The organism is Nonomuraea sp. NPDC049400, from assembly GCF_044466425.1.
Lineage (GTDB): Bacteria > Actinomycetota > Actinomycetes > Streptosporangiales > Streptosporangiaceae > Nonomuraea.
The window spans coordinates 72,809-87,317 of record NZ_JBITMP010000016.1 but is presented as its reverse complement, the minus strand read 5'-3'; the positions used below and the strand labels follow the sequence as shown (position 1 = coordinate 87,317).

The 14,509-nt window shown below is 71.9% G+C and carries 12 protein-coding genes; 4 read left to right on the top strand and 8 right to left on the bottom strand.

What is annotated here, in order from left to right:
* Window positions 1-199: 199 nt before the first annotated feature.
* From ACIBVN_RS25780 to ACIBVN_RS25770, 3 genes are all read right to left on the bottom strand, one after another.
* Entirely contained in the window at window positions 200-2,551 is a 2,352-nt protein-coding gene (locus ACIBVN_RS25780) for an AAA family ATPase (protein WP_397140446.1), read from the bottom strand.
* 64 nt (window positions 2,552-2,615) lie between these two features.
* The gene (locus ACIBVN_RS25775; RefSeq protein WP_397140444.1) at window positions 2,616-3,566 is read right to left on the bottom strand and encodes a haloalkane dehalogenase; all 951 of its coding nucleotides are present in this window, start codon (window positions 3,564-3,566) and stop codon (window positions 2,616-2,618) included.
* An 11-nt stretch (window positions 3,567-3,577) separates the two neighbouring features.
* Window positions 3,578-5,353, bottom strand: a complete 1,776-nt coding sequence (locus ACIBVN_RS25770; protein ID WP_397140442.1) for a hypothetical protein — start codon at window positions 5,351-5,353, stop codon at window positions 3,578-3,580.
* Between the two features lie 261 nt (window positions 5,354-5,614).
* On the opposite strand from ACIBVN_RS25770, the gene ACIBVN_RS25765 reads away from it, so the two are divergent.
* Genes ACIBVN_RS25765 through ACIBVN_RS25755 form a run of 3 tightly spaced genes read left to right on the top strand, consistent with a single transcriptional unit; the run spans window position 5,615 to window position 8,361 of the window.
* The gene (locus tag ACIBVN_RS25765; RefSeq protein ID WP_397140440.1) at window positions 5,615-7,144 is read left to right on the top strand and encodes an MFS transporter; all 1,530 of its coding nucleotides are present in this window, start codon (window positions 5,615-5,617) and stop codon (window positions 7,142-7,144) included.
* 8 nt (window positions 7,145-7,152) lie between these two features.
* Window positions 7,153-7,839, top strand: a complete 687-nt coding sequence (locus ACIBVN_RS25760) for a DoxX family protein (RefSeq protein WP_397140438.1) — start codon at window positions 7,153-7,155, stop codon at window positions 7,837-7,839.
* Window positions 7,840-7,896: 57 nt separating this feature from the next.
* The gene (locus ACIBVN_RS25755) at window positions 7,897-8,361 is read left to right on the top strand and encodes an RICIN domain-containing protein (protein ID WP_397140436.1); all 465 of its coding nucleotides are present in this window, start codon (window positions 7,897-7,899) and stop codon (window positions 8,359-8,361) included.
* On the opposite strand, the gene sthA is transcribed toward ACIBVN_RS25755, so the two are convergent.
* Entirely contained in the window at window positions 8,362-9,777 is a 1,416-nt protein-coding gene (gene sthA / locus ACIBVN_RS25750; protein WP_397140434.1) for a Si-specific NAD(P)(+) transhydrogenase, read from the bottom strand.
* A gap of 60 nt (window positions 9,778-9,837) precedes the next feature.
* Here sthA and ACIBVN_RS25745 point away from each other — a divergent pair, with 60 nt between their 5' ends.
* A complete protein-coding gene (locus ACIBVN_RS25745; RefSeq protein ID WP_397140432.1) occupies window positions 9,838-10,668 on the top strand; it encodes a PhzF family phenazine biosynthesis protein in 831 nt (276 codons plus the stop codon).
* On the opposite strand, the gene ACIBVN_RS25740 is transcribed toward ACIBVN_RS25745, so the two are convergent.
* From ACIBVN_RS25740 to ACIBVN_RS25725, 4 genes are all read right to left on the bottom strand, one after another.
* Window positions 10,646-11,500 carry a biotin-dependent carboxyltransferase family protein gene (locus ACIBVN_RS25740; protein ID WP_397140430.1) on the bottom strand — a complete coding sequence of 285 codons (855 nt, stop codon included), beginning with the start codon at window positions 11,498-11,500 and terminating at the stop codon, window positions 10,646-10,648. The two genes, ACIBVN_RS25745 and ACIBVN_RS25740, sit on opposite strands and share 23 nt — an antisense overlap.
* Window positions 11,497-12,111, bottom strand: a complete 615-nt coding sequence (locus ACIBVN_RS25735) for an allophanate hydrolase subunit 1 (protein WP_397140428.1) — start codon at window positions 12,109-12,111, stop codon at window positions 11,497-11,499. The genes ACIBVN_RS25740 and ACIBVN_RS25735 overlap by 4 nt, the downstream gene beginning before the upstream one ends.
* The gene (locus ACIBVN_RS25730) at window positions 12,108-12,863 is read right to left on the bottom strand and encodes a LamB/YcsF family protein (protein ID WP_397140426.1); all 756 of its coding nucleotides are present in this window, start codon (window positions 12,861-12,863) and stop codon (window positions 12,108-12,110) included. The genes ACIBVN_RS25735 and ACIBVN_RS25730 overlap by 4 nt, the downstream gene beginning before the upstream one ends.
* A gap of 99 nt (window positions 12,864-12,962) precedes the next feature.
* Window positions 12,963-14,453, bottom strand: coding sequence for a hypothetical protein (locus tag ACIBVN_RS25725; RefSeq protein WP_360709883.1), 1,491 nt, complete (start codon window positions 14,451-14,453; stop codon window positions 12,963-12,965).
* Window positions 14,454-14,509 lie beyond the last annotated feature (56 nt).

The following is a 14,509-nucleotide window of genomic DNA, read 5'->3' as shown; positions in this document are numbered from 1 at the left end:
CCCTCCGCCGCGCACCGCACATCGGCTTGGTCATCGCCGACGCCGCTCACTCTACGACATCGCCCCGTCACTGTGGGGGAACATGACGCGGACCGGGACTCCGCCATGCAGGCACTTGCCGAAGACGGTCAACGTCCGTCATGCGGGCACTTGGCCGAAGACGGTCGACGTCTGTCATGCGGGCACGCGCCGAAGACGGTCAACGTCCGGAGAGCTCGTCCACCGCGGTGCGCACGTCCTCGCTGGTGATCGTCGTCAGATCGGCCGAGCTGGCGGATCCGCCGCGTGAGGCGTGGGCGGCCAGCCGCACGTCGCGGCGCATGGCGGCGCGCTCGAACAGCGACCTGGCGAAGCGGCCGTTGCCGAGGCCGTCGATCAGCCGCTCCTCGCACACCCAGGCGAACACCTCGTCGAGGTCGCGCAGCGCCTCGTCGTCGAAGGTGTCGCCGGACTTCTCCGCCAGGAGCACCGCGATCTCGGACAGCTCGCGCGGTGAGTAGCTGGGGAAGGCCACGCGCTGGTTGAACCGGCTGGCCAGGCCCGGGTTGGTGGCCAGGAACGAGTCCATCTCACGCTCGTAGCCGGCCAGCACGATCACGAGGCGGTCGCGGTCGTCCTCGGCCCGTTTGAGCAGCGTCTGCACGGCCTCGGCGCCGAACGCGTCGCCGCCCTGGTATCCGGGGTTGACCAGGCTGTAGGCCTCGTCGATGAAGAGCACGCCGCCGAGCGCCCGGTCGACCAGCTCGTTGGTCTTGATCGCGGTGGCGCCGAGGTGCTGGCCGACCAGGTCGGCCCGGTGTGCCTCGACGACGTCGGGCTTGGCCAGCAGGCCGAGCGCGGCGAAGATGCGGCCCACGACTCTGGCGACCGTGGTCTTGCCGGTGCCGGGCGGGCCGACGAACACGAAGTGCCGCATCTGCGGCGGCGTGGGCAGCCCGCGCTCCTGCCGCATCCGCGCCACCTGGAGCTGGGCCGCGATGGCGTGCACCTGGCGCTTGACCGGCGCCAGGCCGGCCATCCTGTCGAGGTCGGCCAGCGCCTCCTCCAGCGTGGGCGTGGCGACGTAGCCGCGGAAACGCGCGGTCAGCTCCTCGAACGCCTTGGTCACGTCGGGTGTCGTGGTGGTCACCAGGTCCTGCGTGGTCGGGGTGCCGCCCGCGCCCACCACGCGTACGTCGCGGGCCTGCGCGGCGGCCTCGACCAGGCTGCGTGCGAACCTGGCGTTGCCCAGCTCGTCGACCAGTCCGCGCCGGTGCACGTCCTCGAACAAGCCGAGCAGCACCCGCCCGGTCTCGCCGTCCATCGTGTCGCCCCTGCGCCGCTGGAGCAGCTCGGTGACCTGGACCAGCTCGGCGGGGGAGTAGCCGGGGAACCGCACCCGGGTGGCGAACCTGCTGGCCAGGCCGGGGTTGCTGGACAGGAACGAGCTCATCTCCTGCTCGTAGCCGGCCAGGATGATGATCAGCCGCTCCCGGTCGTCCTCGGCCCGCTTGAGCAGCGTCTGCACGGCCTCGGCGCCGAACCTGTCGGGCTGCCCGTCGGAGGAGTTGACCAGCCCGTACGCCTCGTCGATGAAGAGCACGCCGCCGAGCGCCCGGTCGACCAGCTCGTTGGTCTTGATCGCCGTCGCGCCCAGGAACTCGCCCACCAGGTCGGCCCGCTGCGCCTCGACCACGTAGGGGGTCTCCAGCAGGCCGAACGCGTAGAAGATCTTGGCCAGCGTGCGGGCCACGCTGGTCTTGCCGGTGCCGGGCGGGCCGACGAAGACGAAGTGCCTGGTGGGCCGCTCGGTGGTGTAGCCCGCCTCGGCGCGGAGCCTGGACGCCTCGATGGAGGCGGCGATCGAACGCACCTGCTCCTTGACCGGGGCCAGGCCCACCATGCTCTCCAGCTCGCCGAGCGCCTCCTCGACGGAGATCTGCGGCGGGCCGCCTGGCTTGTCGTGCGACGGCTCGAGCCTGCCCTCGCGCACCCTGACGCGTACCTGCTGCTCCTCGGCCGCGGCACGCTGCGCCCGCACCTTGCGGGCCAGCAGGAACCGGTAGACCAGCACCGCGGCAGCCACGGCGTACGCCACCCAGACTGCCACGCCGGGGGCGACGAAGGAGAAGGGCACGGCGAGCACGCCCGCGGGGACGAGCGCCAGCAGCGTGGTGACCCACGGCGTCACCCAGCGGATGAGGTGGGCGCCCGCGGCGACGGGCAGGGCCAGGGCGACCATCAGGTGCACCGTGCCGGAGCCCGGGGGGAAGCGCCAGGAGAAGAGCGGCAGCGCCAGCACGACCCACCCCGCGACCACCAGGACGGTGGCCGCGGCGCGGGGGAAGCGCATGGTCAGCGCGATGAAGCCGAGCAGCAGCAGGACGACGGGGAAGGTCTTGAGCAGGTCCCACCCGAGTGCCGCGCCCACGCCCATGGCGGCGACCAGCACGACCACGTAGAGCACCCGGCGCACGGCCGGGGGAATCTGGTAATAACGCAGCCGAACCTTCTCGAACAGATCCCGCGCCGCGGCCCGCCCCGCGGCCTGGGCCCTGCCGGACTCCTGCATCACGCCTCCCCGGTCCGCCCCCGGTTATACCGCACCGGACCGACGATTGGGCGCTCCTGACACGCTAGGTGGAGGTCACGAAAGCGGCGATCTGCCGCCCGAGCTCCGCGCCCGCGTCCTCTTGCAAGAAGTGCCCGGCGCCGCGGATCACGGGATGCCGCAGGCCGGACGTGCCGGAGATCGATTTGAGCAGGATGGGCGCCATGCCGCCGGTGATCGGGTCGCCGTCGGAGAACGCCACCAGGAACGGCCGGTCGAGCGTCGTGAGAACCTGCCAGGCAGCACGGTTGGCGGGCGCGGCGGGGTCGTCGGGCGTGATCGGGACGAGGCCCGGCATGGCGCGGGGGCCCGCTTTGTACGACTCGTCGGGGAACGGCGCGTCGTACGCCGCGCGGATCTCCCCGGACAGCTCCGTCTTGCAGCCCGCCTGAACCAGCCTGGCGATGTCCAGCACCGGGGCCTTGAGCACGGCCTCCTTGAACCGGTGCCACACCTCGGGCATGGGAATGTCACCCGTGGGCAAGCCCGTGTTGGCCGCCACGATCCTGGCCACGCTCGCGGGATGCTCGGCGGCGATCCGCAGCCCGATCAGACCGCCCCAGTCCTGGCCGACCATGGTGATGGAGCTCAGGCCCTGCTCTTTGGCCGAGCTTCGATGGATGTCCTCGCTTCGCTGCGGATCCATGCGAAGCACGTCAAGCAGCAGCGCACGGGTCCACTCGACGTGCCTGGCATAGGTGTGCTCGGCCTGGTCGACCGGCTTGTCCGAGCGGCCGAACCCGACCAGGTCCACCGCTATCGCGCGCAGCCCGGCCGCGGCCAGTTCGCCCATGACGTGCCGGTAGAGGAACGACCAGGTCGGCTCGCCGTGCAGGAGCACGACGGGCTCGCCGTCGGCGGGGCCCGCCTCGACGTACGCCATGCGCAGGCCGTCGGCGACCTCGGCGTAGCGGGGCTCGTACGGGAAGCCGGGCAGGTTTGCGAAGCGCTCGTCCGGTGTGCGCAAGGTACGCATAGAACAAGATTCTACTGGCGTCGCTGGTGCCGCCCGGGGAACTCGCCAACGAGCACTTGCTTGGGGGTGACGCGCAGCACGTCCGAGTCGGCCATGGCGATCCCGCGCACCTCGACCCAGAACCTGCGCTGCAGCGGGTCCGCCGCGAACACCGCCACCCGGGGATCGGCCTCGATGGCGTCCCACGCCTCCGTCTCCGTGATCACCCGGAGCTCGCCGGACGAGGTGACGGACGCGACCGCGCCCGCGACCCTGGGGCCGAGGGAGTCGCCGAAGGACAGGACGATGCCGCGGGCGTACGAGAAGGTCTGGCGCACCTCCGGGTCGAGCGCGAAGGAGGGCTCCGCGCCCACGGGCAGGTCGCACATGATCAAGGATGCCCGCCACGGACCCGGCCCGCCCCGCCACCAGGCGCGCGAGGCCCTCGCGGCGAACACCACCGCTGCCGCCGCCATCGCGCCCAGCCCGGCACGCCACGCCCATGCCGCGGCCGGCTCGATCCGCCACGCTCCCAGCAGGCCGCCCGCCGCGCAGGCCGTGGCGGACAGGACGACGAGTGCCATGGCGACCGGCAGCCACCGGTCGTCGCGATGGCGGGCGCGCAGGTAGCCGCGGATCATCGGGTACGGCACCACCACCGCCGCGACAGCCGCCCTCGGCTCCACCGCGAGAGCCCCGCCCACCAGCGGGACCAGCACGGACCAGGTCCGGGCGAGGACGATCCAGAGCAGCACGCCGGCGTTCCTCCGGGCAGTGCGCTCAGCTTGTGCCAGCGCCTGGTTCGTCCGGGCATGGACGGTTTCGGCCAGCGCCAGGAGAGGGTGGCCGCGCCACGCCTCGGCCAGCGCCCGTACGGCCGCCAGCGCCGGCCAGCCCAGCACCACGATGCCCGCCAGCCCCGCCCATACCGGATCGAACGCGAACGGCACGGACGGCATCGCACCCAGTAACAGCCAGGCGGCGAACGCGAGCACCGACACCGCCGTCGACACGAGCGCCGCGCCGAGCCAGGGGTCCCCGCGGAGCATCGCGGGCACGTACGACCAGACGGCCACCCGCCGTGCCTGCCTGACCGTCAGCGGCGCCAGCAGCACCAGCACCGCGAACCCGCCGAGCACCGCCTGCGCGCCCCAGTCGAGGAGGAGCGCCGCCCCCGCGATCGCGAGCGTGGCGGCGGCGACCAGGAGGCGGGCCTGACGGGACCAGACTTCCAGCGCCCGCCTGGCCCGGCCCGTGTCGCGCGGGTCGACCGGCCAGGCGGGATCGTGGTGCGGGCGGGGCCGGTCCCAGCGCAGCAGGGACAGGCCGAGGTTCACGCGCGCCTGGGGATGGCCGGGGTCGATGGCGAGCGCGGTCCGGTACGACTGCTCGGCGCCGGTGTGCTCGCCGCGCAGCAGGGCCAGGTCGCCCCGCATGACCTCGGGGCCGGGCTCCTCGGGCGCGAACTTCCCGGCGAGCGTGGCGTGCTCCACCGCCTCCTGCCAACGGCCGGGGACGCGGCGCAGGACCGCCGCCAGGCGCAGCCGGGCCGGCCAGGAGCCGCGGGCCAGCTCCACGGCCCGCTCGGCGGCGGGCGCTGCGTCGGCGTCGCGGCCCAGCCGTTCGTGGGCGAGGCTGATGAGCCGGTACGCCCATTCCGCGCCCGGATCCAGGTCGGCCGCGCGGCGGGCGGCGTCGAGTGCGGACTCGGGGCGGCCGGCGTTCAGCCTGGCAAGAGCCTCGTCACACCATTCACGTGAGGACCGGTTGGAAATGTTGTCATTTCTGCCACTTGCGTCGGTCCCCACGAGTCCATGATCGGCTGACAGGCCCGATGTTGGATAGATACCGACATATGGCTGTATCTCTCTAGAGAGGTTACGGGCACCGGCGGATCATCCGATACCGCTATGACTAGTGCCTGACATGCCCTAAGCTGCGACGCAAGCCGGAGCGGTGGGAGTCGAGGCCGAGGAGCTCGGGAGGAGCGAGTGTCGAGCCGGGCTTCCCGCGCCACCGACCAAGAGCACGTGCGGGCCCTGTCAACGGATCGGCCTGCAAGGAGGCCCATGACCGTCACACAGGCCGCACCTTTCATACGGACCGCCGATCAGGACCACCGGGACCGCCGTTGGTCCATTCTCGTGCTGCTGTGCGTGAGCTTGTTGCTGATCACGGTCGACGCCACGGTGCTGCACATCGCGGTGCCCGCGCTGACCGCCGCGCTCGAGCCCTCCGCGGTGGAGCTGCTGTGGATCATCGACACCTATTCCCTGGTGGTCGCGCCACTACTGATCATGTTCGGCACGCTCGGCGACCGGTACGGGCGCAAGCGGCTGGTCCTGTTCGGCTACGTGCTGTTCGGCCTGGCCTCGGCCGGGGCCGCGTTCGCCCCGACGCCGCTGACGCTCATCCTGGCCAGGGCGCTGCTCGGTGTGGGCGGAGCGATGATCATGCCGGCCACGCTCTCGCTGATCCGCCAGGTGTTCACCGACAGGCGTGAGCGCGCCATCGCGCTCGGCGTCTGGAGCGCGGTCGCGGCGGCCGGGGCGGCGGTCGGTCCGCTCATCGGCGGCGTGCTCGTCGGCATGTGGTGGGGCGCCGTCTTCCTGATCAACGTGCCGATCCTGCTGGTGCTGCTGCCCGCCGCCGTACGCCTGCTCCCCGAGTCGCCCGTACGCAAGGGCCGCCCATGGGACGGCGTGAGCGCGGTGCTGTCCGTGTTCGGCATCCTGGCGCTGGCGTTCGGGCTGAAGGAGGCGGGCGCGGGCAGCCTGATGCCGCTGTGGGCCTCGGTGCTGGTGTTCCTGGGCGGTCTCGGCCTGCTGGGCCTGTTCGTACGCCGCCAGCTGCGCTTGCGCGCGCCGCTGCTGGAGGTCGAGCTGTTCAGACGGCGCGAGTTCGCGACCGGGGTGGCCGGTGTGCTGCTCGGTGTGTTCTCGCTGGTGGGCCTGCAGCTCATGCTCGCCCAATACCTGCAGCTCGTGCTCGGCGACTCGCCGTTGCGCGCGGCGGTCAGGATGTTGCCGCTGGTGATCTCGGCGATCTCCGGCGGGCTCGCCGCCGCCCACATCCTGCCGAGGATCGGCATGCGGGCCACGATGAGCGGGGGGCTCGGGCTCGTCGCGCTCTCCATGACCCCCACCTTGACCTGGGGGGTCGAGGGCCATCCCGTCATGCTGGCGCTCTGCTTCGTGGGCATCGGGTTCGGGGTGCAGGTGGCGCTGCTCGCCGCCTCCGACACGATCATGTCGTCGGCGTCGGAGTCCCAGGCGGGCGGGGCCGCGGCCATCGAGGAGACCGCGTACGAGCTGGGCGCCGGGCTGGGCGTGGCCGTGCTCGGCACCATCACCACGATCGTGTACGCCCCCGGCCTGCCCTCCGTGCCAGGGGTGTCCGCGAGCGGCATGGACCAGGCCCGGCAGTCGCTCGCGGGTGCCGCGCACGTCGCCCAACAGGTCGGCGGCAGCGCGGGCGGCGCGCTCATGGACGCCGCGCGCTGGGCCTTCGTGAACGCTCTGCACACGACCGTGGTCGTCAGCGTCGTCCTGCTCAGCCTGACCGCCGTCGCGGTGGCCATGCTGCTCCGCCGTGATTGAGGTGTGCCATGTCCCGATTAGGGCAGACAACTACCGTGAAACAGGCCCTCCGTGATCTTGCTGCTTTAGTCGCCCGCGTCGGCGTGGGCGGCATTTTCTTCGCCAACGGCTGGACCAAGCTGGAAGACGGCCTGAAGGCCACCGGAGCGAAGTTCCTCGAGCAGGGCGCCCCCGCACCCGGCGCGTGGGCCACGGTCACCATGCTCACCGAGCTCATCGGCGGCGCGCTCCTGATCGCCGGTCTGGCCGTCTCGATCACCGGGCTGATCCTGTTCGCCGAGGCGCTGGCGGTCTTCCTGGTGGCGCCGCCGCTCAATCCGATCAGCATGAACGAGCTCATCCTCCTCGGGGCCGCCTCCCTCCTGCTCGCCGTGGTGGGCGCGGGGCGGGTGTCGGTGGACCACATGGTGGTGATCCGGCGGAGGGAGTCGGAGGCCGCGAACGAGTTCGCCGCCGACACCGAGGCGGACCGCGTCATCGCCTCACTCCGAGAGCCCGACAAACCGCCGGCCCAGGACCCGGAGGAGCCCCCGGCATCGGCCACGGAGGACACGGCCCCACACCCGCGGCCGCGCACCCAGAGCAAGGACAAGGACGCCACGGCGGCGGAGAGCCCTGCTCCCGCGCCGGGCGACACGCTGGTGGCGGGCCGCAAGAAGCCCTCGCCCCGCACCCGCCGCCCCGCCGCCGACTGACCTTGGCCGGGGCGTCCCTTGCGCCCTGGCACGCCTGCCATCTCGGGCAGGGACCTGGTGAACCGTTCCTCGACACTGAGCAGGAGTGAATCCCGTGCAGCGGCGCGCCCCGAACGGTCTTGGGCGCACTGGTCCCCCGCGTACAACCCCGGGCGGCGACGCACGTCCCGCGCGCGGTCCGATCCGGAGCGGCGGGTTCCCTTTGCGACCTGGTCGTGCCGACGCGGTCAGAGGCAACCGGGGAGGCCCCGGACCATCGCTCCGGTGGAACAGGGGCCCCGGAAACCGACACCGCGCCAGCCGTCCAGATCGCTACGAAGCGTAGGTGATCCATTCCAATACGTCAACCAGGTGCTTACTCAAGCGAGCTCATGCACACAGGAACCCCTTCCTCACCGAACAGTTCCGGACCCCGCCGCGAACAAGTGCCTCGACGTCACCGGCAACTCCAGCGCGGACGGCACCCGCCTGCAGATCTGGACCTGCACGGGCGCCGCCAACCAGAAGTGGACGCTGTCGTGATCACATGCCGGCGGTGAGCCGGGCGACCACCCGCATCTTGTTCATCGCGTCCAGCGCGGCCACCTTGTACGACTCGGCCAGCGTCGGATAGTTGAACACGGCGTTGACCAGGTAGTCGACCGTCCCGCCGCACCCCATGACCGTCTGCCCGATGTGCACGAGCTCCGTCGCCCCCGTACCGAACACGTGGACGCCCAGCAGCCGCCGGTCCTCGGGGGAGACGAGCAGCTTGAGCATCCCGTACGAGTCGCCGATGATCTGGCCCCTGGCCAGCTCGCGGTAGCGCGAGATGCCCACCTCGAACGGCACCTTGTCCCGGGTCAGCTCGTCCTCCGACCGGCCGACGAAGCTGATCTCGGGAATGGTGTAGATCCCGATGGGCGGCAGCTCGTGCATGTCGTCGACCGGCTCCCCGCACGCGTGCTGCGCGGCCAGCCTGCCCTGCTCCATGGAGGTGGCCGCCAGCGCGGGGAAGCCGATCACGTCGCCCACGGCGTAGATGTGCGGCACCTCGGTGGCGTAGTTGGCGTCCACCGCGATCCGCCCGCGGTCGTCGGCGGCCAGTCCTGCGGCCTCCAGGCACAGCTCGGCGGTCTTGCCCTGCCGCCCGGCGGAGTACATGACGCAGTCGGCGGGGATCTTCTTGCCGCTCTCCAGCAGAGTCAGCGCCCCGCCCGGGCGGCGCTCGACCGCGGCCACGTTCTCCCCGAAGCGGAACGTCACGGCCAGGTCGCGCAGGTGGTACTTCAGCGCCTCCACGATCTCCAGGTCGCAGAACTCCAGCATGCGCTCGCGCCGCTCCACCACCGTGACCTTGGTGCCGAGCGCGGCGAACATGGAGGCGTACTCGATGCCGATGACCCCGGCCCCCACCACGACGAGCGTCTCGGGGATCCGGTCGAGATGGAGGATCGCGTCGGAGTCGATGATCGTCCTGTCGTCGAACTCGACTGTGCCGGGACGGGCGGGCGACGTGCCGGTGGCGATCACGATCTTCTCGGCGGAGATCTTCGTCTCCTCGGTCTTGCCCTCCTCGTGGGTGATCCCGATCGTGTGCGGGTCCAGGAAGCGGCCGGTGCCCTGTAACACGGTGACGTGGTTGCGGGCGAGCTGGCTGCGGATCACCTGGATCTCCCGGCCGATCACGTGCTGCGTGCGCATCCCGAGGTCGGTGACCGTGATCTCGTCCTTGACGCGGTAGCTCGCGCCGTACAGCTCCCGCTGGTTGAGCCCTGTGAGGTAGAGGACGGCCTCGCGCAGGGTCTTCGACGGGATCGTGCCCGTGTTGATGCACACGCCGCCGATCATGTGCCGTTTCTCGACCACCGCGACACGCCTGCCGAGCTTGGCCGCCGCGATCGCGGCCTTCTGCCCGCCCGGTCCGGAACCCAGCACCACCACATCGAAGTCCGCCACACCGTCCAGTCTGGGGGCGCTGTGTCAACGGGAAAAGACCCTGTCTGCGAGACTCCAGGTATGTTGCGCCCATTTACCGAGGTGGACGTCTTCACCGCCACCCCGTACCACGGAAACGCGCTCGCGGTCGTGCTCGACGGCGAGGGCTTGACCCCCAAGGAGATGCAGCGGTTCGCCTCATGGACGAACCTGGCAGAGACCACCTTCCTGCTGCCCCCGAGCACGCCCGAGGCGGACTACCGCGTGCGGATCTTCACCGCGACCGAGGAACTGCCGTTCGCGGGGCACCCGACCCTGGGCACCTGTCACGCCTGGCTGGAGGCCGGGGGAGTGCCGCGGACGGAGGGTGAGATCGTCCAGGAGTGCGGAGCCGGGCTGGTGCGGGTGCGCAGGACCGGCGACGGGCTGGCGTTCCAGGCGCCGCCTCTGCTGAGGTCCGGGCCCGTGGAGGAGCCGCTCATCCAGAAGATCGCCGACGCGCTTGGGATCGGGCGCGCGGACATCGTGGACGCGGAGTGGGCGGACAACGGCCCAGGCTGGGTGGCGGTGCTGCTGGCGGACGCCGAGTCGGTGCTCGCGCTGCGTCCCGGGCTCGTCCCGTGCTTCCTGGGCGTGGCGGGCCCGTACCCCGAGGGGGCGCCGTACGACTTCGAGGTGCGGGCGTTCACGCACGCGCACGGCTCCACCATCGAGGACCCCGTGACCGGCAGCTTCAACGCCTCGCTCGCGCAGTGGCTGCTGCGCACCGGCCGGGCCAAGGCCCCGTACGTGGCGAGCCAGGGCACGGTGCTCGACCGTTCAGGACGGGTGCACATCTCCACCGACGAGGAGGGGAACGTGTGGGTGAGCGGCTCAGTCGTGACCTGCGTCACCGGCCAGGCCGAACTGTGAACCGCACCTCGTCGCCCGGCCGCAGCTGGGCGGCGACCGGCAGGTCGGCCTCGCGTACGACACCGATCACCGGATAGCCGCCGGTCGGCGGGTGGTCGGCGAGGAAGACGATCGGCTGCCCGCTCGGCGGCACCTGGATCGCCCCGGTGACCATGCCCTCGCTCGGCAGCTCACCCTCCCTGGCCCTGACCAGCTCGGCGCCGTTCAGGCGCACCCCGACGCGGTTGCTGTCCTGGCTCACGGTGTACGGCCGGGCGCACAGCACGCCCAGCGCGTCCGGCGCGAACCAGTCGTCACGCGGCCCGGGCGTCACCCGGAGCACGGCGGGCCGGGGCTCGGGCGGCGGCGCCAGATCGACGGCGATCCCGCCTTCCGGCGGGCCGACGGGCAGCAGCGTGCCCGCCCGCAGCGGCTCGGGCCCGAGCCCGGACAGCGAGTCGGTGGACCGGCTGCCGAGCACGGGCTCGACCGCGATCCCGCCGCGCACGGCCAGATAGGTGCGCAGGCCCCAGGCGGGCATGCCGAGCCGCAGCTCCGCACCCGGCGGCACCCAGAACGGCGCGCCCATCCCCGCCGACGGCGCATGGGTGGCGCTGGCGTCCACGGGCGCGCCCGCCAGCGCCACCCACGCGCCGTCGTGGAACAGCAGCCGCGCCATGCCCAACGTCAGCTCGATGCCCGCCAGCCCCTCCGCGTTGCCCACGAGCCTGTTGGCCAGCCGCAGACTCCTCGCGTCGGCCGCCCCAGAGCGGGGCACCCCCAAATGGGCGAAACCGGGCCGCCCCAGATCCTGGACGGTCGCGTACGGACCGGGCGCCAGCACCTCGATCATGTCGCCTGGAACCGCACGCGCATGCCCGGCCTGAACAGCGAGGGTGGCTCGGCCGCCACGTCCCACACCCGCACGGACGTGCGCCCGAGCAGCCGCCACCCGCCCGGCGAGGCGGTCGGGTAGACCGCCGAGTACGGCCCCGCCACCGCCACCGACCCGGCGGGCACCGACGTGCGCGGCGTGTCCAGCCTTGGCATCTCCAGCACCGGATCGAGCCCGGTCAGATAGGCGAACCCGGGCGCGAACCCCAGCCACCCCACCACCAGCTCGCGCCCCGAATGCCGGGAGATCACCTCGTCCACGCTGATCCCCGCCAGCGCCGCGACGGAATCGAGATCCGCGCCGTCATAGACGACGGGAATCGTCACGACCGCCCCCTCGGCCGCCTGAACACCGCCCTTGCCGCGCTCTCGCTCGACGACGTCCGCCAGCCGCGCCCGCAACCGCCCCTGATCCGCGGCGGGAGCCACCACGAGCACGGTCTCGGGCCCCGGCACGATCTCGACCACCCCTTCGGGCCGGTCGGCCCGCAACGCCGCGTCGAGCCGGTGCGACAGCTCCAGGGACCCGGTCTCCACGAGCAGCCCGTGCTCCCCGGCCGTACGGATCACGCGAACGCCTGCAGGACCACTCCGGCCGCCAGCAACGTGTCCCGCACCCCTTGCGCCAGCCTGACGGCGTCAGGCGTGTCTCCGTGGACGCAGATGGAACGAGCGGAAATAGGTACGGAACTCCCGTCAACGGCCGTCACAGAGCCTTCCACGGCCATCTGGCGGGCACGGGCGGCCACCGCGGCGGCGTCGTGAATGACGGCGCCCGCCTCCCTGCGCGGCACCAGCATGCCCTCGGGCGTGTACGCCCGGTCAGCGAACGCCTCACTCACCGTCGGGACGCCCTCGGCCGCCGCCACCGCGTGCACCGCCGAGCCCGGCAGCGTGAGCACCGGCAACGAGGGGTCGTAGTCGGCCACCGCGTCGATCAACGCCGCCGCCTGCACCGCGTCACGGCAGATCCGGTTGTAGAGCGCGCCGTGCGGCTTGACGTAGGAGACCCGGCCGCCCATCGCCCTGGCGATGCCGTCGACCGCCGCGATCTGGTAGAGCACCTCGGCGCACAGCTCCTCCGGCTCGACGTCCATCTCCCGGCGCCCGAAGTGCGCCAGGTCGCGGTAGGACACCTGCGCCCCGATCGTCACCCCGCGGTCGACGGCCGCCGCGCACGTGCGCCTGATCGTCACGGGGTCGCCCGCGTGGAACCCGCAGGCCACGTTGGCGCTCGTGACGATGTCGAGCAGCGCGACGTCGTCGCCGAGCCGCCAGATCCCGAAGCCCTCGCCCAGGTCCGCGTTGAGGTCGATCACCATGGCAGTAGAGGCTATCTCGGCGCCTGTCCGATGTGGCGAACAATGGCTGACTTCCCGCCCCCCACCTGGCCTGTCTCGCCGTACGAGGTCGTCGTGGATCTAGATTTCGTCGGGAATGTCGGCGATGTCGTCGAGCGCGGCCGCCAGCTCGTCCGGGTCGTCGCCGATCCGCTCGGCGATCTCGATCAGCACGTGGAGCACGTCGTGCCGGTCGTGGCCGAGGTCGAGCAGGCGCTGCGCGGCCTCCCAGAGCTGCGGCGGGTCGCCCTCCCACAGCCGGGTGGCGATCTCCTCGTGCCACGCCAGGTGCTCCTGGTCGATCGTGCCGCCGTGGTCGATCTCGAGCAGCGTGCGCCGGTCTGCCTCGTCTGCCGGGTTGAGCTTGTCGAGCTCGATCCCGTTGTGCGTGCCCTGCAGGAACGGGAACGCGAAGGCCCGCCTGGCCAGCGCCGACAGGTCGCCGTCCGGCAGCAGCCGCTCCAGCAGCGGCCGGTCGAGCCCGAACGACGTCGGGTCGCGGTAGGCCTCGGGGAACTTGCCGATCGCCTCCCACACCGCGTCCAGCGTGGCCTTGAGCCCCTGCTCGGGCAGGCCCGTACGGGCGGCGGCAAAGCGGACCCACGCCGACAGCACGTGCGGCATGGCCTCCTGCTCGGCCACGCTCAGCATGACCTTGCGCGGCAGCCAGTCGAGCAGGAACGTCTCGCACTTGGTCGGGCTGACCCGCAGCGGCCGGTTGAAGTCCTGGTCGCAGCCGTAGTCGATGATGTGGTCGGCGCAGCGCGAGGCCGCCGAGGGGTCGGACAGGTGCTCGGCCGCGTCGGACGCCAGGAACTCCGCCGCCAGCATGGCCCGCCGCTCCCTGCTGTACGGGGCCTCGGTGTGCAGCGGCGCCGGCCTCTTGCGCCCCGGCGGCAGCGCCTTGAGCCTGGCCCGGGCGAAGGCGTGGTAGGCGCTGTAGCTGTCGCTGACGGGCGGCGGCGTCTTCGGCTCCCGCGTGGCCTTCATGGCCGACTCCAGCAGCGCCCTTGCCTGGTCGGGCTCGATCTCCTCGAACAGCAGCAGCGGATTGCCCGCCGCCTCGGCCCTGGCCTGCTCCAGCAGCTTGTCGACCTGCGAGGACACCCAGGCGTCACGGGCCATGCCGCTCATGTTGTAGTCGACGACCATGACCAGCGCGTGGCGGTCGGCGGGGAGCGAGTCCTCGTTCCAGCGGTAGGCGAAGGTGCAGATGACCGTGTCCTGGTCGCCGTAGGCGTCGCGGGAGACGTAGCACCCGGCTGGCTTCACCGCGCCCACCCGGTCGGCCCAGCCGGGCCTGGCCACTCCCGACTCCATCATCGCCAGCGCCGCGCCCTCGGCCTTGGCGCCCTGGCGGGCCGTGCCGAGGTAGGCCAGGCAGATCAGCAACGTCAACGAGGCCGGCGTGCCGGCCTTGGCGGCGTAGTCGACCAGGCCCTCCCCGAGCACCTGCTCCACGTCGCCGCCCCTGACCCGCCTGCCCCACCAGGCGCCGATCATGTCGGAGACCATCAGCTCCGCGTCGAGCGGAGTGCGCACGGCCAGCAGCTCACGAGCCGCCTGCACCATCTCCTTGAACACGTCGTCTGGCGGGGTGCTCTCCCGGGGCTCTCGTCGGTGTCGGC

Excerpts from the sequence above, each read along its gene's own strand:
- ACIBVN_RS25775 (WP_397140444.1), bottom strand. The coding sequence starts at position 3,566 with ATGCGTACCTTGCGCACACCGGACGAGCGCTTCGCAAACCTGCCCGGC.
- ACIBVN_RS25765 (WP_397140440.1), top strand. The coding sequence starts at position 5,615 with ATGACCGTCACACAGGCCGCACCTTTCATACGGACCGCCGATCAGGAC.
- ACIBVN_RS25725 (WP_360709883.1), bottom strand. The coding sequence starts at position 14,453 with ATGGTGCAGGCGGCTCGTGAGCTGCTGGCCGTGCGCACTCCGCTCGAC.
- ACIBVN_RS25780 (WP_397140446.1), bottom strand. The coding sequence starts at position 2,551 with ATGCAGGAGTCCGGCAGGGCCCAGGCCGCGGGGCGGGCCGCGGCGCGG.
- ACIBVN_RS25730 (WP_397140426.1), bottom strand. The coding sequence starts at position 12,863 with ATGGTGATCGACCTCAACGCGGACCTGGGCGAGGGCTTCGGGATCTGG.
- ACIBVN_RS25745 (WP_397140432.1), top strand. The coding sequence starts at position 9,838 with ATGTTGCGCCCATTTACCGAGGTGGACGTCTTCACCGCCACCCCGTAC.
- ACIBVN_RS25740 (WP_397140430.1), bottom strand. The coding sequence starts at position 11,500 with ATGATCGAGGTGCTGGCGCCCGGTCCGTACGCGACCGTCCAGGATCTG.
- ACIBVN_RS25760 (WP_397140438.1), top strand. The coding sequence starts at position 7,153 with ATGTCCCGATTAGGGCAGACAACTACCGTGAAACAGGCCCTCCGTGAT.